Origin of the sequence: Paraburkholderia sp. BR14312 (assembly GCF_040948675.1) — a bacterium.
GTDB lineage: Bacteria > Pseudomonadota > Gammaproteobacteria > Burkholderiales > Burkholderiaceae > Paraburkholderia > Paraburkholderia nodosa_A.
Genome location: NZ_JBFPKI010000002.1, coordinates 141,966 through 164,690, shown reverse-complemented (window position 1 = coordinate 164,690; position 22,725 = coordinate 141,966). Strand labels below are relative to the sequence as shown.

The following is a 22,725-nucleotide window of genomic DNA, read 5'->3' as shown; positions in this document are numbered from 1 at the left end:
ATGCTTGCGCGCGCAACCAGTCTTGAATGCGCGCGCGGTGGTGTTACCGCGGCCTTACTGCCCCGAGGGCGGCTTGACCGCGAACGGCGTGTCGAGCGTTTCGCCGTCCGAGAACTGCAGCTTCACGTTCACGGTGTCGCCCGGCGCGACCTTGTGCTTCGCTTTCTCCAGCATCAGGTGGTAGCCACCCGGCGCGATGGCGAGCGTGCCGTGCGCAGGCACCGTCGCCTTGTGCACCATGACCATCTTCTGCGTCGAGCCATTCGAGACTGTCTGATGCAGCATGACCATGCCGTAAGCGTCGCTCGAGACACCCACGAGGTCGACCGGCTGGTCGCCATCGTTCTTGAGCGTCACGTAGCCCGCGGCCGGCAGGTCGTTGGGCAGCCAGCGCACCCATGCGTCCTGCGCGCTCAGCGTGGTGGCGGCGTGTGCGCCGGGCGCGAAGGCGGCGAGCGCACCGAAGGTGCTCAGCGCGCAGCCGAGCGAGACGGTGAGTGACTTGAGGTTCTTCGTCATAACGTTTCCTGTTGCGATTGCTGTTACGTCAAAACCCGATGATTGGACCGGCGAGGCCGCATGCGTTCACGCCGTGTCGTTGATGACGCGGCGCAGGTCATGCGCGATCGCGTCCGCAGAGTCGTGGTCGGTGGCGAGCAGGCGCGCATGACCTTGCGCGTCGAACACATAGACGGCCGAGCTGTGCGTGACTTCGTAGTCGCCGTCGGGGTCGCGCTTTTCCATCTGATAGGCCACGCGGTAGCGCCGCGCGAGCGACTCGATCTGGGCATCGGTGCCGGTCAGGCCGCGCGCATGCCGGGCGTCGAACGCGCCGACGTAGGCGTGAAGTGCCTGCGGCGTATCGCGCGCCGGATCGACGCTGATGAAGAGTATCCGCACTTTGTCCGCATCGGGGCCGAGCTTCGCTATAACCTGCATCAGGCGCGCCATGGTTTCCGGACAGACGTCCGGGCAATGCGTGTAGCCGAAATAGACGAGCGTCGTGTTTCCGCGAAAACTGGTGCCGGTCACGGGTTGGCCGTTGTCGGCCGTGAGCGCGAAGTCCAGGTCGGGCAGATGACCGCTCACGTTCGTGAGCTGCCACGCCTCGCCCGGGTGCGAACACGCGGCGAGCAGCACCGCGCCGGCCACCACCGCCGCGTGCCGCAGGCTACGCATGCCGCCGCGAAGGTGGCCGCGAAGGTGGCGGCTCAGGCGGGTGCGGAACGTGCGCAGCGTGCGCTCGAAGGTGGGAAACAAAGGCAATGTCGTCGACTCGATTGGATCACGTTGGCCGCGCTCGCTCAGACCATGGGGCTCGGCTTGTCGCTGCGACTGTAGCAAAATTGGGTCCGCGCGGTCGCGAGTGGCCCGGTCGTGCCGATCGCTCGCGTCGATATGCCGCATCTTCGAGTCCGGGAATGTCTGCACAGGCGGTCAGCCCTCACTTTCTCGATAATCGATCCAAGGCGCGGTAAGATTCGCACACTTTCCCTGGGCGCAGCCCGGGGCCGTACCCGGCCAGCGAGGCCGATGGGTGAAAAGAACGCAATGCAAGCACTTCCGGCAGTCTTGCCGCCTGATCAGACGGCATTTTTCTTCGATTTCGACGGCACGCTCGTCGAGCTCGCGCCCACGCCCGATGGCGTGCTCGTCCGACCGGAGATGCTCGCGCTGCTGCGCGAGTTGCGCCGCGCGACGCACGGCGCGGTGGCGATCGTCTCCGGTCGCGGCATCGAGAGCATCGACGGTTTCCTCGGCATGCCCGATCTGCCCGTGGCCGGCCTGCACGGCGCCGAGCGGCGCGACGCCAACGGCGACACGCAGCGTGTCGGCTTCAACGACCAGCGTCTGCTGCACATGGAGCAGGTGCTCGCGGAGGTCGTGCGCACGCATGCGGGTATGCTGCTCGAGATCAAGGGCGCGTCGCTCGCGCTGCACTACCGCAACGCGCCGGAGCGAGAAGCCGAAGCGCGCGCCGCGACCGAGCGCCTCGCCGCCGACTACGCCGACGCCTACGTCCTGCAGCCCGGCAAAATGGTCTACGAAATCAAGCCGAAGGACGTCGACAAGGGCCGCGCGCTGCGCGCGTTCCTCGACGAGCCGCCGTTCGCGGGCCGTAGCCCGGTGTTCGCCGGCGACGACTTGACCGACGAAAAGGGCTTCGCCGTCGTCAACGCGCTCGGCGGGCTGTCAATCAAGGTCGGCGGCGGCGACACCATCGCGCAGACGCGCGTCGACTCGGTCGAAGCGCTGATCGGCTGGCTCGCATCGCTGGTCGCCGCCATGCCAGGCGCCCGATGACCGCGCGCATGCCTCACTTCATTGCCCACGTAGACTGCCTGACCCGGCCGAGCCGAAGCCCCGCCTCGCGCGCGCCACGCCTTCCCGATTTCCTGCACGGACCCCGCCCCTCATGAGCCGATTGATCATCGTGTCGAACCGCGTCGCGCCGATTTCCGAAGGCGGTCCGGCCGCGGGCGGCCTCGCGGTGGGCGTGTACGACGCACTCAAGGAAACCGGCGGCATGTGGTTCGGCTGGAGCGGGGACGTGCTCACCTCCGGCCAGCCGCAGATCGCCCTCGAAGAGCGCGGTCCCGTGACCTTCGCCACCATCGGCCTGCTGCGGCGCGACTACGACCAGTACTACCGCGGTTTCTCGAACGCGACGCTCTGGCCCGCCTTCCACTACCGCGCCGATCTCGTCCAGTACGACCGCCACGACTACGAGGGCTATAGCCGCGTGAACGCGTGGCTCGCGCAGCAGCTCGTGCCGCTGCTGCGCGAAGACGACGTGATCTGGGTCCACGACTATCACCTCATCCCGTTCGCCCAGGCATTGCGCGCGGCGGGCGTGAAGAACCGCATCGGCTTCTTCCTGCACATTCCGTTTCCGGCCTCGCAGGTGTTGCTGGCGGTGCCGCCGCATCGCGAGCTGGTTGAGGCGCTGTGCGCGTTCGACCTGCTCGGCTTCCAGACCAAGCCCGATCTGCGCGCCTTCTGCGACTACATCGTGAACGAGGCGGGGGGCACGACGGCGATGCAGCCGGACGGCCTCACGCGCATCGACGCGTTCGGGCAGACGCTCTGCGCGGGCGATTACCCGATCGGGGTCTATCCCGACGAGATCGCGGAACTCGCCAAGGCCGGCGAGCGCGGCAAGCCGGTGCGTACCCTCAAGTCCACGCTGCACGGGCGCAAGGTCATCATGAGCGTGGACCGGCTCGACTACTCGAAGGGGCTCGTGGAGCGCTTCCGTGCTTTCGAACGCCTGCTCGACCACACGCCGGCGCAGCGCAACAAGGTCTCGTTCGTGCAGATCGCGCCGCCCACGCGTGCCGACCTGCATGCCTATCAGGACATCCGGCTGCGCCTCGAGGCGGAGTCGGGGCGTATCAACGGCCGTTACGCGGAACTCGACTGGACGCCGATCTGGTACATCCACCGCCAGTACGAACGGGCGGTGCTGGCCGCGCTGTTCCGGGCGTCGAACGTCGGCTACGTCACGCCGCTGCGCGACGGCATGAACCTCGTCGCCAAGGAATACGTGTCGGCGCAGGACCCCGAGGACCCGGGCGTGCTCGTGCTCTCGCGCTTTGCCGGCGCGGCGCAGGAGCTTTCCGGCGCGCTGATCGTCAATCCGCTCGATATCGACGGCATGGCCGATGCGCTGGGCGCCGCGCTCTCCATGCCGCTTGCCGAGCGCCTCGCGCGCTATCAGGACATGATGGCCCAGTTGCGCGAGAACAATGTCTCGGTCTGGCGCGACCGCTTCATGCGCGATCTCGGCCGGGTCTGCGTGCGGCAAGGGGTGAGCTTGCCGCCGCTCGAGCGCGCGCAGGGCTGAGCACCCGCGCCTCGCTCCCATTCGAGAGCGAAAAAAAGCCGCTTCAGTCGATGCACTGAAGCGGCTTTTTTGCGTCCGGGAGTCTGGGGCAAGACCAGCGGGCGATGCGCCCGCAGGCGGGGTGGCGTCAGGCCACGTGCTTTTCGTCGGCCTTCTTGCTGCCCAGATGGAGCGTGGCCTGCTTGCCGTACTGCTTGGCGAGGAGGTCGCGGTAGAGACCCGGACGGTTGCGCAGTTCTTCCGGACTGCCGTCGTCGATCACCTTGCCCGCACTCATCACGATGATGCGGTCGAAGTTGTTGAGCGTGGAGAGGCGGTGCGCGATCGCGATCACCGTGCGGCCCACCATCAGCCGGTCGAGCGCCTGCTGGATGGCCTCTTCGGACGCGCTGTCGAGCGCCGAGGTGGCCTCGTCGAGCAGCAGGATCGGCGAATTCTTGAGAATGGCGCGCGCGATCGCGATGCGCTGGCGCTGGCCGCCCGACAGCTTCACGCCGCGGTCGCCCACGATCGTGTCGTAACCCTCGGGCATCGCCTCGATGAATTCGGCGCAGCGCGCCTCGCGGGCCGCGGCGAGCACTTCCTCGCGGCTCGCCTCGGGGCGGCCGTAGGCGATGTTTTCGTAGATCGAGCGGTGCAGCAGCGAGATGTCCTGCGGCACGAGCGCGATGGCGTGGCGCAGGGTGTCCTGCGTAACGTGCGCAATGTCCTGGCCGTCGATCTTGATGGCGCCGCCCTGGGTGTCGTAGAAGTGCTGCAGCAGCGCGAGCACCGTCGTCTTGCCTGCGCCCGATTTGCCGATCAGCCCCACGCGCTGGCCGGCCTCGATGCGCAGGTCGAAATGGTCGAGGATCGGCTTGCGGTGCGGATACGCGAAGGTCACGCCCTCGAATTCGACGCGGCCGCCCTGGGCCACGAGCTCCTTGGCGTCGTCCCGGTCGGGCATGCCGTGCGGCTCCAGCAGCGTCTGCACGGCCTCGGCGAGGCGTGCCACATGCTGGGTCACGTCCACGAGCGCCACGGCCAGATCGCGCGTGCCGTGCAGGATCGTGAAGCCGAGCGAGCTGACCAGCACGATGTCGCCCGACGTCGCCTTGCCCTGATCCCACAGCCACAGCGCCCAGCCGAGCAGGCCGGCGGACAGCATGGCCGTGATCACGGCGTGCAGCAGACGCAGCTTTTCGAGATAGAGCAGGCTCGAGCGTCGCGCGTCGAGTTCGGCCTTGACCGTCGAGCCGAAGCGCTTTTGCTCGCGGAACGTCATACCGAAGGCGCGCACGAGCGCCATGTTGCCGATCACGTCGACGAGCTCGCCATCCACCGCGGCCGCTTTCGAGGCGAAGGTGTGGTGGCGCGACGAGCCGCGCCCAGCCAGCTTGAAGAGGATCACCGAAAGGATCGCAGAGCAGAGCAGGAGGCCCGCCGCCATCAGCGGGTTCACGACGATGATCATGACGATCGCGCCGGCCACGGCGATGCAGGGCGGCAGCACGTTCCAGGCGGTGGTGTTCTCGGCCGTGTAGACGGCGTTCGACGTCGCCGTGATGCGGCTGGCGAGCGTGCCGGGCTGTTTTTCGGCGTAGTAAGTGGGCGAGTGCCCGGTCAGATACTGAAAGAGATCGCGCCGCAGGTCGCCCGTCACGGCGACGAAGGTGTGCGCTGCGAACCAGCCGCCGACCCGCCAGAGCAGGTTGTCGGCGGCGATCAGGCCGACGAGGATGGCGAACGCGGTCCACAGCGGGCCCGGATGGTGGCGTCCCGCTCCGAGCACGTCGATCAGATGCTTGATGGCGTACTGCGACGCAAGCGCGCAGCCGACGGCCGCGAACACGCTCGCGAGCACGACAGTATGGGCGAACGGATGGCGCTTGATGTAGCGGAAAAGGAACGCGAGCGGGCGCCGCGCATAGCTCGCGAGCTTGGCGTTGTGGGCGTTACGCTGAGCGGGAGTCAGATGTTCCAATTGATCGGGTGGTCGGTCTGACGGAATTTCGTCCGTGCAAGTTCAAGGAAGATAGCGGGCGCTCCGGCGATGAACGGCTTCCGGCGCGCGGCAACGAAGGCGGACTTACCGCATTGTAAACACCCCATGGGCCTGGCGCACCGCCTGTGCCCGGCGGACGCGCATCATATCGCGACACGATAGCGCGGGATACAGATTGGGGACACGTTGTTGCAGTGGAGGTTCAACAGGAATCGTGGATCGTTTTAGAGATAGGTGTTTTAGAGATAGAATTACCGATTGCATTCGGAAAAGCGGTGTGCTTGCTCGCAACACGCTGTCGGCCGGTTGCGAACCCGGAAACGAGCAGGATCGATTCATGCGCACAAGAGCCGCGACAATCGCGCGCAGTTGCTTCCCGCAGCGCAGCACCCAATCTAGAACTCTCTTGGAAAACAATGGGTTGCGGAGTGTTTCCGGTGTGTAACAACGTAAAGACTTTGAAATGATCTAGCCGGTATTTACCCTGGACCGGGATAATGCCGACTCGGACAGCGTAGGGAATTTGACAGCTTCTGTGTCAACGGCCGCGAACCCTGCGCGTTTACCGCCTGAACCGCCGCGTGTGCGCTCTCTTGCCGCTTCACAACTGCGTCGGGTCTGTGTCCGGATTTCCGGCGCGGTTAGCGGTATGGAACGCCTGTAAGGCGCGTGGCGACAAGGAAGCCGCAGCCTGCATAGGTCGATTGTCAAACTTGCAGTCTATTGCCCGATTTATTACGAGGAAGGAGTTCACCACTATGCGAATCGCTCAAATCGCTCCGTTGCACGAGGCGGTTCCTCCCAAGCTGTACGGCGGCACGGAACGGGTGGTCTCCTACCTGACCGAAGCGCTGGTCGAACAGGGCCACGATGTCACGCTGTTCGCCAGCGGCGATTCGATCACCTCGGCAAAGCTCGAAGCGTTCTGGCCGCAGGCACTGCGCCTCGACCCCACGATTCGCGACGTGATGGCTCCGCACATGCTGCTGCTCGAAGAAGTTCGCCGCCGCGCGGACGAGTTCGACGTGCTGCACTTCCACATCGACTACTACCCGTTCTCGCTGTTCCAGCGCCAGCCGGTGCCGTTCGTCACGACCATGCACGGCCGTCTGGACCTGCCGGAACTGCAGCCGGTGTTCAATGCGTTCAACGACGTGCCGGTGGTGTCGATCTCGGACAATCAGCGTATTCCGCTGCAGCAGGCCAACTGGCAGCAGACCGTGTACCACGGCCTGCCGGAAGACGTGCTCACGCCGATTCCGAACGTCGAGCCCGGCTACCTCGCATTCCTCGGCCGCGTTTCGCCGGAGAAGGGTCTTGACCGGGCGATCCGCATCGCCGGCCAGGCGGGCATGAAGCTCAAGGTCGCCGCCAAGATCGACAAGGCCGACCGCGCCTACTACGAAGAAGTCATCAAGCCGCTGATGGCGTTGCCGCATGTCGAGTACATCGGCGAAATCGGCGAGCACGAAAAGCGCGAGTTCCTCGGCAATGCGCATGCCCTGGTGTTCCCGATCGACTGGCCGGAGCCCTTCGGCCTCGTCATGATCGAAGCCATGGCCTGCGGTACGCCGGTCATCGCGTTCAAGCGCGGCTCGGTGCCGGAAGTCATCGAGAACGGCGTGTCGGGCTTCGTCGTCGAGGACGAAATCAGCGCAGTCGCGGCGGTCAAGCGCCTGTCGACGCTGCCGCGCGAGAAGGTGCGCGCCGCGTTCGAGGCACGCTTCTCGTCGAAGGTGATGGCACGCAATTACGTGGCCGTGTACGAAGAACTGCTGCGCCAGAAGCATCGCACCGTGCTGCGCGAAGTCAACGCCGGCTAAGCTACGTACCGAAACTGGACGCGCTGCGGCGCGCCCGGTTTTCCCGCTGTTCCCCAACGCCCCGGTGCAATGCGCCGGGGCGTTGTCACATTCGCGGCGGCGGCGGGTGAGGCGCACGCTCAATGTCCCTATAATGGCCGTGCCGTAAAATCCGCAGCGCCCACGAAAGCGTGCTTTGCATGGGACCGGAGTAAGACGCTAAAGCGCCAACTCCGGTCGACAGCTTTGCATGGGACCGGAGTAAGACGCTAAATCGTCAACTCTGGTCGACAGCTTTGCATGGGACCAGAGTAAGACGCTAAAGCGTCAACTCTGGTCGACAGCTATGCATGGGACCAGAGTAAGACGCTAAAGCGTCAACTCTGGTCGACAGAGGAGAATACCCTTGGCCAGAACCCGACCGACGCCCACGGCCACCGTACCCGGTGCCGGGACGCTTTTCGCGCTGCGCGCGATCGGGCTCGTGATCCTCGCGCGCTGGTTGCACTCCATGGCGCAAATGAACTTCGTCGCCGCGCTCGAAGGCATGGCGTCGTCGCCGGCGGCAAGCCTGAATCTCGTCTTCCTGTTTTTGCTGATCGTGCTGCCGGGCGCCAAGGCGCGCGTCGAGCGGCCGTTTCACCCGCTGCCCCAGTGGCTGCGTCAGGCGCTGCGATTTTTCGGCGTGCTCGGCCTCTTGTTCGCAATCGGCTCGATCGGCGTGTTCGTCTGGACCGCCGGCTGGCGTCGCACCTTCCACGCCGTGGCCGACACCAACGGCTGGCTGGTTGCCGCCCCCGCGCTCTATGCCGCCGTGGTCTGGATCTGCCGGCCGCGCGCGCTCTGGCGCAGCAACTTCGCCGCGCGGCGCTTCGCGATCGGGCGCTTCGCCGTTTCGATCGATGCTGCGACGCGCACGACGGTCGTCTGGCGGGAGAGCCGTAAGGTAGGCCAGTACGATGCCCGCGAGTTGTCGGTGCGCTGGCTCTGCGGTGCGGCGCAGGGCGGGGCCGTTGCGTCCGGGCCCGCGCTCTTGCCCGCGCCGCCGCAGACCGGCGATCCTGCGCCCGCGGGTGGCGTCGCCGAACCGGCTGCTGTTTCGGATGCTGCGCATGCCGCGGATACCACTGCAACGCTGGGGGCCGGCCAGTCTGCGGCCACGCCTGAGCCGGGCGCGCCCGCTGCGCAGCGGCCGGCATCGGCATCCTCTGCTGCAGCGCCTGCGGGCAAGCCCGCGCGCCGCGCGAAGATCGAGTTGCTCTGGGATTCGCCCGCTGCGGCGGGCCATAACCGTCAGACTGTGTTTCGCTTGGGGCTCGCCTCCGAAGGCGACCGCACCGCTGCACGCGCCCTCGACACCGCGCTCAAGCAGGTCTGACGGCCCGTGGCCCGGCCGCGTTGCGCGACGTCCGCGTTCTCGCCGCTTTACCATTGCTTGCCGTTCCTGTCGTCCACCGGAAGGAGTTGCAATGCTGATACGCTGGTTGCTCGCCGCCGTTCATTTGCTCGCCTTCGGCTTTGCGCTCGCTTCGATCCTGCGGCGCACGCGCGGCCTGCGCCGCTGCACGTCGACCGAAGACCTGCCGATGATCTTCAGCGCCGACAACGGCTGGGGCGGCTCGGCGGTCGTCCTGATCGTGACTGGCGCAATGCGTGCGTTCGGCGGTTTCGAGAAAGGCGCTGAGTACTACATCCACGAGCCGCTCTTTCTCGTAAAGATGGCCGCGCTCGTGCTGATCCTTCTGCTCGAAATCGCACCCATGATGGCGCTGCTGCGCTGGAGGCTCGCCGTGCGGCGCGGCGACGTGCCGGATCTCACCGGCGCGGCGAAATACGCACTTATCGGCAGATGGCAGACGCTCATGCTTGTCGTGATGGTATTCGCGGCCACGGGCATGGCGCGCGGCATCGGTCTAGATCCTTCGATTGTTTGATTCGGATTGCTGACAGTGAAACGCGCCGACCGGATGTTTCGCGCAATGCCGAAGCCCAAAGCAAAAGGCCTCGTTGCTTTCGCAACGAGGCCTTTATTCTTCGGTGCTTGTCGTTACCAACACCAGGAATTCTGGTGGGTAGTACTGGGATCGAACCAGTGACCCCTGCCGTGTGAAGGCAGTGCTCTACCGCTGAGCTAACCACCCGAAGAGATTGAAATTATGCAGGGTGTTTTCGATCTTGTAAAGCCCTTTTTAAGCATTTTGCGCATCGGCCGCATTGGCTTCGGCGGGAGCCGGCTCGGTGCGCCAAACCGACGTCCCCTTGATCGCCGTGTCGAGACCGTCGAGCACGGCGTTGTGTTCGGCGATTTCTTCGTCGCTCGCCATGATCACCGGCAGATCGATCGACTCGAGCTGGATGCGCGGCGCGGCGGCCGCACCGGGCGCGGCGTGCTCGCCCAGCATGTCGATGACGAGGCTTTCCTGGCCGCGCGTCATCGCGAGGTACACCTCGGCGAGCAGTTCCGAGTCGAGCAGCGCGCCGTGCAGCGTGCGGTGCGCGTTGCTGATGCCGAAGCGGTCGCACAGGGCGTCGAGCGAGTTGCGCTTGCCCGGGAAGATCTGCTTGGCCTGCACGAGCGTGTCGATCACCTCGCCACAGTGCTCCTTGAATCCCGGCTTGCCGAGTAGCGCGAGTTCGGCGTCGAGAAAGCCGATGTCGAACGGCGCGTTGTGGATGATGATGTCCGCGCCGCGAATGAAGTCGAGGATCTCGTCCGCGACTTCGGCGAACTTCGGCTTGTCGGAGAGGAACTCGGTCGTGAGGCCGTGCACGGCGAGTGCGCCCGGGTCGCTGTCACGCTCCGGGTTCACGTAGAAGTGCAGGTTGTTGCCGGTGAGCCGGCGGTTCACCAGCTCGACGCAGCCGATTTCGATGATGCGGTCGCCCGTGCGGGCGTTCAGGCCGGTGGTTTCGGTATCGAGAATGATCTGGCGCATGTCTTGTAAGGCGTGAAAGCGTGAGGCTGCCGCGAAGCGGTCCTGGAAAGCAGCGGTCTCAGAGTTCCGCGAGGGTGGCGACGCCGCGGTTCGCGAGCGCGTCGGCGCGCTCGTTCTCCGGGTGGCCGGCGTGACCCTTCACCCAGCGCCACTCGATCTCGTGCTGGGCGACGAGCGAGTCCAGACGCTTCCAGAGGTCGTCGTTCTTGACCGGCGTTTTAGCGGCCGTCATCCAGTTCTTCTTCTTCCAGCCGTGAATCCACTCGCTGATGCCTTTTTGCACGTACTGCGAGTCGGTATGCACGATCACCTTGCACGGGCGCTTGAGCGCGTCGAGTGCGGCGATCACCGCCATCAGCTCCATGCGGTTGTTGGTCGTGCCGGCCTCGCCGCCGAACAGTTCCTTTTCCTGCGCGCCGAAGCGCAGCAGCGCGCCCCAGCCGCCGGGGCCGGGGTTGCCCTTGCAGGCGCCGTCCGTGAAGATTTCGACGAAGTCGGGTGTGCTCATGAGTCCTTGTTGCGTGTTGGGGAGGGGGTGGTCGCCGCGGGCTTCAGGCTCGCGGCCAGCACCGGCTTCTTGACCTTCAATGGGCCGACGAGGCGCATGCCGCGCACGCGCTTGATCGCCGTCACCATATAGATAGCGCCGAAAATCGGCCACCAGCGGTCGCCGGCGGCTTCCATGAAGCCGTAGCGGCCGAGCCACTGGTCCGTCGCGAGCGGCGGACGATAGCAGCCGAAGCGCCCGCGTTCAAGCTCGAAGCCCAGCAGCTTGATCCAGTCTTTCAGACGCGTGAACGCGATCAGGTCCTGGCGCGCGGGCAGGAACGGATGGCCGGTCAGCTTGCCGACCGACTGGCGCGCACCCCACAGTGAAAGCGAGTTGAACCCGACGATCAGCAGCTGCCCTTCGGGCATCAGCACACGTTCGGCTTCGCGCAGCAGACGGTGCGGGTCGCTCGTGAATTCGAGCGTGTGCGGCATCACGATGAGGTCGACGCTCTGCGCCTCGAACGGCAGATCGAGAAAGTCGCACCAGACAGTGCTGCGGCCCGCGGGCGCGTGAAGCAACGAACCGCCGCCCGCAGCCGGCGTGCGGTCCGCTGTTGCGCCGCCTGCCTCGGGCGGAGTTTGCCCGCCGTTCGGGTGGGAATGGGCCGACGCGCCGGGTACGGAGTAGGGTGCGCTTGCAGCACTGGCGGCGTCGAGCACGAGGCCGCGGCACGACATGCGGTTCTCGCGCAGGGCGTCGAGCTGCGGCAGGCCGAGCTGCAGCGCATGGTAGCCGAATATGTTCGACACCACGCGGTCGAGCTGCTCCTGCTCCCAGCCGAGCACATACCTGCCAGCGGGCGAGGCGGTCCAGGCGGGCCAGTCTATAATCAATCGGTCAGACATGTCGAAGAATACGTCGCCCCATGAAGAGTCCGCTTGAGTACGCGCGTTCGAGCGATACGTGCGCCTACGAGTACGTACCGGTTCCGGCTTTTGAAGACAATTACATCTGGGTCGTTTCGGACGGCCGGAATGCCGTTGCCGTCGATCCGGGCGACGCCGCTCCGGTTCGCGCGTACCTCGCGATGCGCGGCTGGCGGCTCGTCGCTATTTTACTCACCCATCACCACAACGACCATGTCGGCGGTGTGGCCGACTTGCTCGCCGACGCACGCGTGCCCGTCTACGGCCCGGCCGGCGAGGCGCTCGGCTCGCTCGATGGATTCGTCACGCGCGTGAAGGGTGGCGACGCCGTCCATCTGGATGCACCCGCGCTCGACCTGACGGTGATCGATGTGCCTGGCCATACGCGTGGCCATATTGCGTATTTCCAGGCGGCCGATGCCACCGGCACACCTCACGTGTTCTGCGGCGACACGCTCTTTGCCTGCGGCTGCGGCCGCCTCTTCGAGGGTACGCCCGCGCAGATGCTCGACTCGCTCGACGCACTCGCGGCGCTGCCCGGCAATACCCATGTGCATTGCGCACACGAGTACACGTTGTCGAACATTCGCTTCGCGCTCGCCTGCGATCCCGAAAACGGCGATCTGCTCGACTGGAGCCGCGAGGCGGCGGCGCTGCGCGAGCGCGGCGTGCCGACTCTGCCTACGACGATCGCGCACGAGCGCGCCGTCAATCCTTTCCTGCGCGCGGGCGATGCGGCGGTGCAAGCCGCGCTCTCAGAGGCGCTGCACGAATCGGTGCCGGACCGGCTGGCGGCTTTCGCAATGATGCGTGAATGGAAGAATCGGTTCCGCTGACCCAGCCGGGCCAGGGGGCATGCTCAACCCAATCGTATGGAATCACGCCCAAGCTGCGGATTTCATGGCTTTTTTTCCATTAATTCCGATTGACGGAAACCGGCACGTTCCGTACTATCGGCTGCAAATTCCAGCCATGCGGATGTAGATTTTCATGCGATTCATAATCAGTGCGCTGCTGGTCCTCATGCTCGCCGCCTGTGCGAGCGGGGGACCGTCTGCGAGTTCTCAAGCACCAGCCAACGCCCAGGCCAACGCCGACCTCATTCGTAAGACCTCCGCTGCGAAAGAAACCATTAACGTCGATCAAGGCTCCGTCGATCAGTTGACGAGCCCCGACGCCGACCTCTGGGGACGCATTCGCCGCGGCTTCCAGATGCCCGACCTGCAGAGCGACCTCGTCGACATGAACGCCAACTGGTACGCCCAGCGGCCGGACTACGTCGCGCGCATGACCGAGCGTTCGCAGAAGTACCTCTATCACATCGTCGAAGAGCTCGAGGCGCGTCACATGCCTACCGAGCTCGCGCTGCTGCCGTTCATCGAGTCCGCCTATAACCCGCAGGCGCTGTCGGTCGCGAAGGCCGCCGGCATGTGGCAGTTCGTGCCGGGCACGGGGCGCACCTACAACCTCAAGCAGAACATGTGGCAGGACGAGCGCCGCGACGTGCTGGCCTCCACCAGCGCCGCGCTCGACTATCTCTCGCGCCTGCACGACATGTTCGGCGACTGGTATCTCGCGCTGGCCGCCTACAACTGGGGCGAGGGCAACGTGCAGCGCGCCATCGCGCGCAACGAGGCGGCGGGCTTGCCGACCGACTATCAAAGCTTGCGCATGCCCAGCGAAACACGTAACTACGTGCCGAAGCTTCAGGCGGTCAAGAACATCGTGATGAACCCGCAGCAGTACGGGCTCACGCTGCCATCCATTCCGAACCACCCGTATTTCGTCACGGTCACGACCTGGCACGACATCGACGTGGACGTCGCCGCCAAGCTCGCGAACATGACGACCGACGAGTTCCGCTCGCTCAACCCGTCGTTCAAGAAGCCCGTGATTCTTGGCGCGACCGACCCGCAGATCCTGCTGCCGTTCGACAACGCGAGCGCGTTCGAGCGCAACCTGAAGGCCTATTCCGGTCAGCTTTCGTCGTGGACCGTCTACACGACCGACTCGCGCACCACGCCTGCGGCGATTGCGCAGAAGATCGGCGTGGACGCCGATACGCTGATGTCGGTGAACAAGATTCCGGCGGGCATGCGCCTGAAGGCGGGCTCGACGCTCGTGGTGCCGCGCACCGACGACGGCGACGACGAGGACATCAGCGCCGACGTGGCGGAAAGCGCCGTGCTGGCCATGGAGCCGGACGTACCCGACACGCGCAAGATGCTGATCCGCGTACGCCGCAAGCAGTCAATGGAAGCCGTGGCGAGCCGCTATGGCGTGTCGCTCGGCCAGTTGAAGGCGTGGAACAAGACCCGCCGCGACTACGTCGCGCCCGGCCAGGTGCTGGTTTTGCACGTACCGGTCAACAAGGCGATGCCGAGCGAGCCGGGACCGGAGCGTCTGGCAACGAACGTTTCTAGTGGTGGAGTGCAGCGAATTGGCACCCGCGTTGCAGACACCGGGTCGAAGTCGCGATACGATAAGAAGCACGGTCGCGCGCGCACCGAAGTCGTCAAGGTTTCTGAACCTGTCAAGGCCAGGACGGTCAGCGCTGCGCCCAGCAAGGCGTCGAAGGGTACGGCGAGCCGCCCGAAGGCCGACACCCACACGCAGAAACACCATACAAAATAGCGGCTGGCGAAGGGTGCTCAAACATGCGTTGCGGGGGCAGCGCATGGTATTTCGCTCCGATCACTTTTCCGTTTTTGTTGTGTTTGACGCCGTCACCCCGCCAGGTGGCGGCGTTTTCATTGGCGGGTCCCAAACATAAAGGGCGTGATTCGGTGCGGCGCCGTGCGGGCAACGCTTGCCGCTGCGCCCCCGCCCGCTATAGTGGAAAGGGCCATGCACCGGGCCGCGAGCACGCTCCCCGTCGCCAGCGTCATCCTGAAATTTGAAGGAAAGGTGACTTTCGCGCTATAATTTCAAGGTTTGAGCTTATCAACCCGCACCCTAGCGCCTACCTCCTCCCATCCGTTCATCCGCCGCCCGCGCTTCATCGTCAACTGGCCGGCTGCCGCCCGATCCTGCGTCACAAACGCGCGCTCGTGGCCCGGCGCCACAACGGTCGACCGCACGAAGAGTCGCGCAAGCGAGCGAGCCGCGCGCGCATCCTGATCCTCACGGAAAGGGGTGCCGACGCCGCAGCCGCTCCCACAGGTCGCAAGATCGCAACGTCGGATAACAGGTCGGCACAGGGTGCTCCCCCAAGGAGTCTCCCGTGTTGCCGTCATTCTCTCCCGCTCTGCTCGCGCTCGCCGACGGCACGGTCTTTCGTGGTTACTCGATCGGCGCGCCGGGTCATACGATCGGTGAAGTCGTGTTTAACACGGCCATCACCGGTTATCAGGAAATCCTGACTGACCCGAGCTACGCTCGCCAGATCGTCACCCTCACGTATCCGCATATCGGCAACGTCGGCGTCAACGCCGAAGACGTCGAAGCCACGAAAGTCCATGCCGCCGGTCTGATCATCCGCGACCTGCCTGTGCTCGCCTCGAACTTCCGCATGGAGCGCACGCTCGGCCAGTATCTGAAGGACGAAGGCGTAGTCGCCATCGCCGGCATCGATACGCGCAAGCTCACGCGTATCCTGCGCGACAAGGGCGCGCAGAACGGCGCGATCCTCGCAGGCTCCGACGACGAAGCGAAGGCCATCGAACTCGCGCGCTCGTTCCCGGGCCTCGCGGGCATGGACCTCGCGAAGGTCGTCTCGACCGACGAGCCGTACAAGTGGAACACCACCGAATGGCGTCTGGGTGAAGGCTACCGCACGCAATCGGCGCCGAAGTACAAGGTCGTGGCGTTCGATTACGGCGTGAAGCAGAACATCCTGCGCATGCTGGCCGAGCGCGGCTGCGACGTCACAGTGCTGCCGGCGCAAGCGACGGCTGAAGATGCCTTCGCACTGAACCCGGACGGCGTGTTCCTTTCGAACGGCCCCGGCGACCCGGAACCCTGCGACTACGCGATCAAGGCGACGCAAGCCTTCATCGAGCGCGGCATCCCGACCTTCGGCATCTGCCTCGGCCACCAGATCATGGGCCTCGCCGTGGGCGCGAAGACCATGAAGATGAAAACGGGCCACCACGGCGCGAACCATCCGGTGAAGGATCTGGCCGACGGTCGTGTCGTCATCACGTCGCAGAACCACGGCTTCGCGGTGGACGCCGGCACGCTGCCGGCCAACACGCGCGTCACGCACGTTTCGCTGTTCGACGGCACGCTGCAAGGCTTCGAGCTGACCGACAAGCCCGCGTTCTGCTTCCAGGGCCACCCGGAAGCGTCGCCGGGCCCGCAGGACATCGGCTATCTGTTCGACCGCTTCACGGCGCTGATGGACAAGGCCAAGGCGGCGTAAGCGCCGCATCGAGCGCAAAAGCAGAGCAGGGTGCGCAGCGAGCCGGTTCGAAGAACGACGGCCCACGCGCGCACCCGGGCGGCAAGCTGAGTCACCCGCGAGCCGCCAGACGTAAAAGACACAGGAATATTTAGCGAGAGCGTTATGCCCAAGCGGACAGACATCAAGAGCATTCTCATCATCGGCGCGGGTCCGATCATCATCGGCCAGGCGTGCGAGTTCGACTATTCGGGCGCGCAGGCATGCAAGGCGCTGCGTGAAGAAGGCTACAAGGTCATCCTCGTCAACAGCAATCCGGCGACGATCATGACCGACCCGAACACGGCCGACGTCACGTACATCGAGCCGATCACGTGGGAAGTGGTGGAGCGCATCATCGAGAAGGAGCGCCCGGACGCGATCCTGCCGACGATGGGCGGCCAGACCGCGCTGAACTGCGCGCTCGACCTGCACCACCACGGCGTGCTTGCGAAGTACAACGTCGAGCTGATCGGCGCGTCGCCGGAAGCCATCGACAAGGCCGAAGACCGCCAGAAGTTCAAGGACGCGATGACGAAGATCGGCCTTGGTTCGGCGAAGTCGGGCGTCGCGCACTCGATGGAAGAGGCGCTCAAGGTGCAAGGCGAAATCGCCGAAGCCACCGGCTCGGGCGGCTACCCCGTCGTGATCCGTCCGTCGTTCACGCTCGGCGGTTCCGGCGGCGGCATTGCCTACAACCGTGAAGAGTTCGAAGAGATCTGCAAGCGCGGCCTCGACCTCTCGCCCACGCGCGAACTGCTGATCGAAGAATCGCTGCTCGGCTGGAAGGAATATGAGATGGAAGTGGTCCGCGACAAGGCGGACAACTGCATCATCGTCTGCTCGATCGAAAACCTCGACCCGATGGGCATCCACACCGGCGACTCGATCACGGTCGCGCCGGCGCAAACGCTCACCGACAAGGAATACCAGATCCTGCGCGACGCCTCGCTGGCGGTGCTGCGCGAGATCGGCGTGGATACGGGCGGCTCGAACGTCCAGTTCTCGATCGACCCGCGCACGGGCCGCATGATCGTGATCGAAATGAACCCGCGCGTGTCGCGTTCGTCGGCGCTGGCTTCGAAGGCCACGGGCTTCCCGATCGCCAAGGTCGCGGCCAAGCTGGCCGTGGGCTATACGCTCGACGAGCTCAAGAACGAAATCACGGGCGGTCAGACGCCGGCTTCGTTCGAGCCGACCATCGACTACGTCGTCACGAAGATTCCGCGTTTCGCGTTCGAGAAGTTCCGCGAAGCCGACCCGCGCCTCACCACGCAGATGAAGTCGGTGGGCGAAGTCATGGCGATCGGCCGCACGTTCCAGGAGTCGTTCCAGAAGGCGCTGCGCGGCCTCGAAGTCGGCGTCGACGGTCTGGACGAAAAGACCACGAGCCGCGACGAGATCATCCGCGAGATCGGCGAAGCCGGTCCGGACCGCATCTGGTACGTGGGCGACGCGTTCCGCGTGGGCATGACGCGCGAAGAGATCTTCGAAGAGACCGCGATCGACCCATGGTTCCTCGCGCAGATCGAAGAGATCGTCAAGAAGGAAGAGGCATGCAAGGGCCGCACGCTCGAAAGTCTCTCGAAGGACGAGCTGCGTTACCTCAAGCAAAGCGGTTTCTCGGATCGCCGTCTCGCGAAGCTGCTGGGCAGCAACGCCGCGGACGTGCGCAAGCGTCGTATCGAGCTGAACGTGCGCCCGGTCTACAAGCGCGTTGACACCTGCGCGGCCGAGTTCGCCACGAAGACCGCCTACATGTACTCGACCTATGAGGAAGAGTGCGAGGCCAACCCGACCGCCAACAAGAAGATCATGGTGCTGGGCGGCGGCCCGAACCGGATCGGCCAGGGTATCGAGTTCGACTACTGCTGCGTGCACGCCGCGCTCGCGATGCGCGAAGACGGCTACGAAACGATCATGGTCAACTGCAACCCCGAGACCGTCTCGACCGACTACGACACGTCCGACCGTCTGTACTTCGAGCCGCTCACGCTCGAAGACGTGCTCGAAGTCGTGGACCTGGAAAAGCCGGTTGGCGTGATCGTGCAGTACGGCGGCCAGACGCCGCTGAAGCTCGCGCTCGACCTCGAGGCGAACGGCGTGCCCATCGTCGGCACGTCGCCGGACATGATCGACGCCGCGGAGGACCGCGAGCGCTTTCAGAAGCTGCTGCAGGACCTGAACCTGCGCCAGCCGCCGAACCGCACGGCACGCGCCGAAGACGAAGCGCTCAAGCTCGCCGACGAAATCGGCTACCCGCTCGTCGTGCGTCCGTCGTACGTGCTGGGCGGCCGCGCCATGGAAATCGTCCACGAGCCGCGCGACCTCGAGCGCTACATGCGCGAGGCCGTGAAGGTGTCGAACGACTCGCCGGTGCTGCTCGACCGCTTCCTGAACGACGCGATCGAATGCGATGTGGATTGCATCTCCGATGGCACGGACGTGTTCATCGGCGGCGTCATGGAACACATCGAACAGGCAGGCGTGCACTCGGGCGACTCGGCCTGCTCGCTGCCGCCGTACTCGCTGTCGCAGGAAACGGTCGCCGAACTGAAGCGTCAAACTGCCGCGATGGCCAAGGCGCTGAACGTGGTCGGCCTGATGAACGTGCAGTTCGCAATCCAGCAAGTGCCGCAGGATGACGGTTCGAAGAAGGACATCATCTACGTGCTGGAAGTGAACCCCCGCGCTTCGCGTACTGTGCCATACGTCTCGAAGGCGACCAGCCTGCCGCTCGCGAAGATCGCGGCGCGCGCGATGGTCGGCCAGAAGCTGGCGGAGCAGGGCGTGACGAAGGAAGTCGTGCCGCCGTACTTCAGCGTGAAGGAAGCGGTGTTCCCGTTCATCAAGTTCCCGACCGTCGACCCGGTGCTCGGACCGGAAATGCGTTCCACGGGCGAAGTGATGGGCGTGGGCAAGACCTTCGGTGAAGCGCTCTTCAAGTCGCAGCTCGCAGCAGGCTCGCGCCTGCCGGAGTCGGGCACCGTCTTCATCACCGTGATGGACGCCGACAAGCCCAAGGCTGTCGAAGTCGCGCGCATGTTGCACGAACTCGGCTACCCGATCGTCGCCACGCGCGGCACCGCTGCCGCGATCGAGGCGGCCGGTGTGCCGGTGAAGGTCGTGAACAAGGTGAAGGACGGCCGTCCGCACATCGTCGACATGATCAAGAATGGCGAGATTTCGCTCGTGTTCACGACGGTCGACGAAACCCGCTCCGCGATCGCCGATTCGCGTTCGATCCGCATGAGCGCGCAGGCCAACAAGGTCACGTACTACACGACGATGTCGGGCGCCCGTGCGGCCGTCGAGGGTCTGCGCTACCTGAAGAACCTGGAAGTCTATGATTTACAAGGCCTCCATGCTCGCCTAAACTAAGGCTTCCATTGTCTGTCTAACGTTCGACGAGGCAGGCTACAAAAGCTGAATGTGCCGCGGTTAAGCGGCGTCCCAACAGGGTTTCAGGCTGCGCCAGACCGCGCAGTCGCCCTCGCGGGATGCACTTAACCGCGGAATTTTTTTATGGCCGCAACGTGCGCGACAAGCGTGCGTGGCGCGGTCTCCTTTAGGCCCTTTTGGGCCGTACGAGTTGTTTATGAGCACGATTCCCTTGACCAAGCGCGGTGCAGACCAACTCCGCGGAGAGTTGCAGCGCCTCAAGTCCGTCGAGCGTCCGGCGGTCATCAATTCGATCGCGGAAGCGCGCGCGCAGGGCGATCTGTCGGAAAACGCGGAATACGACGCCGCAAAGGAAAAGCAGGGCTTCATCGAAGGCCGCATCGCCGAGATCGAGTCGAAACTGGCGGCCGCGCAGATCATCGACCCGGCCACGCTCGAAGCAGACGGCCGCGTGGTGTTCGGCTCGACCGTGGATCTCGAAGACCTCGATTCGGGCAAGACGGTGACCTACCAGATCGTCGGCGACGATGAAGCCGATCTCGAGCACGGCCTGATCTCGGTCAGCTCGCCCATCGCCCGTGCGCTGATCGGCAAGTCCGAAGGCGACGTCGCCGAAGTGCAGGCCCCCGGCGGCGTGCGCGAATACGAGGTCATCGAGGTCCGCTACGTCTGAGGGCGCGTCGACGTGAGTACTGCAAGCCACGTGGGTTCCGCCACTCCCGTTTCGCTCGTTGCGCACCGCCTCTTCGGGCTGCTCGCCATGCTGTGGGTCGGCAGTCAGCTGACCATCGGCTATGCGGTCGCCCCCGTCCTGTTCGCGTCGCTCGACAGGCCGGTGGCGGGCGAACTCGCCGCGCAGCTGTTTCGCCTCGAAGGTCTGATCGGCGTGGTGTGCGGGCTGCTGCTGCTCGGGCTCTCGAGCGTGCTCGTGCGCCGCGGCGCGTTGGGCTATCGCCGGCTGCGCTGGATTCTGGCCGCCATGCTGCTGTGCGTGCTGATCGGCTATTTCGCGCTGCAGCCGTTCATGAACGCGTTGCGCGTTCAGGCGATGAGCGCGGGCATGGACGTGGCCAGTTCGCCGTATGCGAGCCGCTTCGGCTTGCTGCACGGCGTGTCGAGCCTGTTCTATCTCGTGCAGAGCCTGCTGGGTGCGTGGCTCGTTTGGCTGCTGCCTTCGGCGCGCGGCATGCTGCCGCGGCGCATGGAAACCGCTCCGCACTGAAAACAACCTGAAGCCGGGCCAGGCGAAAAAAAGCGCGGCTCGAAGGCCGCGCTTTTTTACTTCGAACCCTGGTGGGCCCGCTTGGAGCTGGTTTGGCGTTTCTTGGCGCGCTTGATGTTGCCGCCTTGCGTGACGCGCTCGTTGCCCTTGACCGTCACCTTTTGCGCCTTCGGCTTGCGCATGGGGTTCTCGCTGGCCTTGACGACCTTGACGGTGCGCGGCGCGGCGCCGCGCTTGCCCGCTTCACGAGCGCTCGGTACGTCGGCGGCCGGGCGCGACACGGTGCCGCGGGCGCCGGCGCGCGCGGTCGTGGCCTTCGCCTTGGCTTCTTCGGGCTTGTAGATGACGAGCAGCTTGCCGATGTGCTGGATCGGGGCGGCGCTCAGGCGGTCGCAGATCTCTTCGTAGATCGCGAGGCGCTCTTCGCGCTCGTCGCCGAACACGCGCACCTTGATGAGCTGGTGCGCAAAAAGGTGAACCTTGATTTCCTTGAGGACGGCGTCGGTCAGTCCCTCGGCGCCGATGAGCACGACCGGTTTGAGCGCGTGAGCCTGGGAGCGCAGCTCGGAGCGCTGTTCGGCGGAAAGAGTGAGGGCGGGCATGGGATGTGGCAGACTCGACTAAAATGACGGCGCCGCGCGGGTCGACAGGCGTGAATTGACAACCTGGGCAGACGTGGATTGCGGTCCGCGAAAAGCGGGCCGCCAGCGGGCAAAGCGCGTCGGAACTACGGAAAACCGTGGGGAACGGCAGGGCGCGGGCAAAAAACGCCGGCGGAGCAACAAACATCCGGCCAGGCGGGCCGCGACGGCCGCACGAATAAAACGCGTATTATCCGCTAAAAGCGCGGAATCACGCAGCAAGAGTTCATCTTTAATGGCAAAAAATCGCTTCAACCAGTCGTGGCTGCACGACCATATCAACGATCCGTACGTGAAAATGGCACAGCGGGAGGGCTATCGTGCCCGCGCTGCCTACAAGCTGAAGGAAATCGACGAGCAGGACAAGCTGATCCGCCCCGGCATGGTGATCGTGGACCTGGGCGCGGCGCCCGGCAGCTGGAGCCAGTACGCTCGCAACAAGCTCGCGCAAGGCACGAAGCGCGACGACCAGCGGCAGGGTGGGATCGACGGCACGATCATTGCGCTCGATCTCCTTCCGATGGAACCCGTCTCCGACGTGCAGTTCCTGCAGGGCGACTTTCGCGACGACGAGGTGCTCGCGCAACTGGAAGAATTGGTGGGCGGCCGCCCGGTCGACCTTGTAATTTCGGACATGGCGCCCAATCTCTCGGGGGTCGCGTCGGCAGACGCGGCACGCATCGAGCACGTGTGCGACCTCGCGCTCGAGTTTTCGCAGAATCATCTGAAACCCGATGGAGCCCTTTTAGTCAAATGCTTCCACGGCAGCGGTTACAGTCAGATCGTCGAGAAGTTCAAGCAGCAGTTCAAGGTCGTGGCGGCACGCAAACCGAAGGCTTCGCGTGATAAATCGTCTGAAACGTTTATTTTGGGTAAACATCTGAAGCGTCCCTGTTAAACGGGGCATGATTGCCGTGCAAATGGCGCAATCTGGTCGCAAAATGACCCCGAGAGGCGGTCAGGACAAGGCGCTCGGGCTATTCCTGCGGTAGCGAAACGTTATGGCAGGGGTCCGTGTACTGGATTAGAATGCTTTGGTGGTGTCGCAGTCGCAAGGCAAATGTAGGCGCCCATCTATGAGTGAAGGAGTG

At 64.9% G+C, this 22,725-nt stretch carries 19 protein-coding genes and 1 tRNA gene; 12 read left to right on the top strand and 8 right to left on the bottom strand.

Annotated elements, in window-relative coordinates; genetic code table 11:
- Nucleotides 1–54: 54 nt before the first annotated feature.
- Together AB3X98_RS06515 and AB3X98_RS06510 are read right to left on the bottom strand one after the other, a co-directional pair.
- Nucleotides 55–519, bottom strand: coding sequence for a copper chaperone PCu(A)C (locus tag AB3X98_RS06515; protein ID WP_368604857.1), 465 nt, complete (start codon nt 517–519; stop codon nt 55–57).
- A gap of 66 nt (nt 520–585) precedes the next feature.
- Nucleotides 586–1,179, bottom strand: coding sequence for an SCO family protein (locus AB3X98_RS06510; protein ID WP_368604920.1), 594 nt, complete (start codon nt 1,177–1,179; stop codon nt 586–588).
- A 372-nt stretch (nt 1,180–1,551) separates the two neighbouring features.
- On the opposite strand from AB3X98_RS06510, the gene otsB reads away from it, so the two are divergent.
- Both otsB and otsA read left to right on the top strand, forming a co-directional pair.
- Nucleotides 1,552–2,304: a trehalose-phosphatase gene (gene otsB, locus AB3X98_RS06505; RefSeq protein WP_342945458.1), complete on the top strand. Its 753-nt coding sequence runs from the start codon at nt 1,552–1,554 to the stop codon at nt 2,302–2,304.
- A gap of 112 nt (nt 2,305–2,416) precedes the next feature.
- On the top strand, nt 2,417–3,847 hold the full coding sequence (otsA, locus tag AB3X98_RS06500; protein WP_368604858.1) for an alpha,alpha-trehalose-phosphate synthase (UDP-forming): 1,431 nt from the start codon (nt 2,417–2,419) through the stop codon (nt 3,845–3,847).
- Between the two features lie 127 nt (nt 3,848–3,974).
- Here the strand turns inward: otsA and AB3X98_RS06495 are convergent, their stop codons facing one another.
- A complete protein-coding gene (locus AB3X98_RS06495) occupies nt 3,975–5,810 on the bottom strand; it encodes an ABC transporter ATP-binding protein (RefSeq protein WP_368604859.1) in 1,836 nt (611 codons plus the stop codon).
- A gap of 779 nt (nt 5,811–6,589) precedes the next feature.
- Here AB3X98_RS06495 and AB3X98_RS06490 point away from each other — a divergent pair.
- The 3 genes from AB3X98_RS06490 to AB3X98_RS06480 all read left to right on the top strand — a co-directional run bounded on the left by AB3X98_RS06490 (nt 6,590) and on the right by AB3X98_RS06480 (nt 9,567).
- Entirely contained in the window at nt 6,590–7,654 is a 1,065-nt protein-coding gene (locus tag AB3X98_RS06490; RefSeq protein WP_069262552.1) for a glycosyltransferase family 4 protein, read from the top strand.
- Nucleotides 7,655–8,039: 385 nt separating this feature from the next.
- On the top strand, nt 8,040–9,011 hold the full coding sequence (locus AB3X98_RS06485) for a hypothetical protein (protein ID WP_368604860.1): 972 nt from the start codon (nt 8,040–8,042) through the stop codon (nt 9,009–9,011).
- A 91-nt stretch (nt 9,012–9,102) separates the two neighbouring features.
- Complete coding sequence (locus tag AB3X98_RS06480; protein WP_069262550.1) at nt 9,103–9,567, top strand: DUF2214 family protein; 465 nt, start codon at nt 9,103–9,105, stop codon at nt 9,565–9,567.
- 132 nt (nt 9,568–9,699) lie between these two features.
- Here the strand turns inward: AB3X98_RS06480 and AB3X98_RS06475 are convergent.
- The 4 genes from AB3X98_RS06475 to AB3X98_RS06460 form a co-directional block, all read right to left on the bottom strand.
- Nucleotides 9,700–9,774, bottom strand: a tRNA-Val gene (locus AB3X98_RS06475).
- 48 nt (nt 9,775–9,822) lie between these two features.
- A complete protein-coding gene (dnaQ, locus tag AB3X98_RS06470) occupies nt 9,823–10,569 on the bottom strand; it encodes a DNA polymerase III subunit epsilon (RefSeq protein WP_069262549.1) in 747 nt (248 codons plus the stop codon).
- Between the two features lie 58 nt (nt 10,570–10,627).
- On the bottom strand, nt 10,628–11,077 hold the full coding sequence (rnhA, locus tag AB3X98_RS06465) for a ribonuclease HI (RefSeq protein WP_069262548.1): 450 nt from the start codon (nt 11,075–11,077) through the stop codon (nt 10,628–10,630).
- Complete coding sequence (locus AB3X98_RS06460; protein ID WP_069262547.1) at nt 11,074–11,967, bottom strand: class I SAM-dependent methyltransferase; 894 nt, start codon at nt 11,965–11,967, stop codon at nt 11,074–11,076. Before AB3X98_RS06460 ends, rnhA begins: the two co-directional genes overlap by 4 nt.
- A gap of 20 nt (nt 11,968–11,987) precedes the next feature.
- On the opposite strand from AB3X98_RS06460, the gene gloB reads away from it, so the two are divergent.
- The 6 genes from gloB (at nt 11,988) to AB3X98_RS06430 (ending at nt 20,993) form a co-directional block, all read left to right on the top strand.
- On the top strand, nt 11,988–12,824 hold the full coding sequence (gene gloB, locus AB3X98_RS06455; RefSeq protein WP_368604861.1) for a hydroxyacylglutathione hydrolase: 837 nt from the start codon (nt 11,988–11,990) through the stop codon (nt 12,822–12,824).
- A 154-nt stretch (nt 12,825–12,978) separates the two neighbouring features.
- Nucleotides 12,979–14,622, top strand: a complete 1,644-nt coding sequence (locus AB3X98_RS06450; protein WP_368604862.1) for a transglycosylase SLT domain-containing protein — start codon at nt 12,979–12,981, stop codon at nt 14,620–14,622.
- A gap of 589 nt (nt 14,623–15,211) precedes the next feature.
- Nucleotides 15,212–16,351, top strand: coding sequence for a glutamine-hydrolyzing carbamoyl-phosphate synthase small subunit (gene carA, locus AB3X98_RS06445; RefSeq protein ID WP_368604863.1), 1,140 nt, complete (start codon nt 15,212–15,214; stop codon nt 16,349–16,351).
- Between the two features lie 144 nt (nt 16,352–16,495).
- Nucleotides 16,496–19,750, top strand: coding sequence for a carbamoyl-phosphate synthase large subunit (gene carB / locus AB3X98_RS06440; protein WP_368604864.1), 3,255 nt, complete (start codon nt 16,496–16,498; stop codon nt 19,748–19,750).
- A gap of 217 nt (nt 19,751–19,967) precedes the next feature.
- Entirely contained in the window at nt 19,968–20,444 is a 477-nt protein-coding gene (gene greA / locus AB3X98_RS06435) for a transcription elongation factor GreA (protein ID WP_042261359.1), read from the top strand.
- Nucleotides 20,445–20,531: 87 nt separating this feature from the next.
- Nucleotides 20,532–20,993: a DUF4149 domain-containing protein gene (locus AB3X98_RS06430; RefSeq protein WP_342945987.1), complete on the top strand. Its 462-nt coding sequence runs from the start codon at nt 20,532–20,534 to the stop codon at nt 20,991–20,993.
- A 56-nt stretch (nt 20,994–21,049) separates the two neighbouring features.
- Here the strand turns inward: AB3X98_RS06430 and AB3X98_RS06425 are convergent, their stop codons facing one another.
- Nucleotides 21,050–21,595 (bottom strand): YhbY family RNA-binding protein, encoded by a 546-nt coding sequence (locus AB3X98_RS06425; RefSeq protein ID WP_069262542.1) that lies wholly within the window; start codon nt 21,593–21,595, stop codon nt 21,050–21,052.
- 274 nt (nt 21,596–21,869) lie between these two features.
- On the opposite strand from AB3X98_RS06425, the gene AB3X98_RS06420 reads away from it, so the two are divergent.
- On the top strand, nt 21,870–22,532 hold the full coding sequence (locus tag AB3X98_RS06420) for an RlmE family RNA methyltransferase (protein WP_069262541.1): 663 nt from the start codon (nt 21,870–21,872) through the stop codon (nt 22,530–22,532).
- Nucleotides 22,533–22,725: the final 193 nt, after the last annotated feature.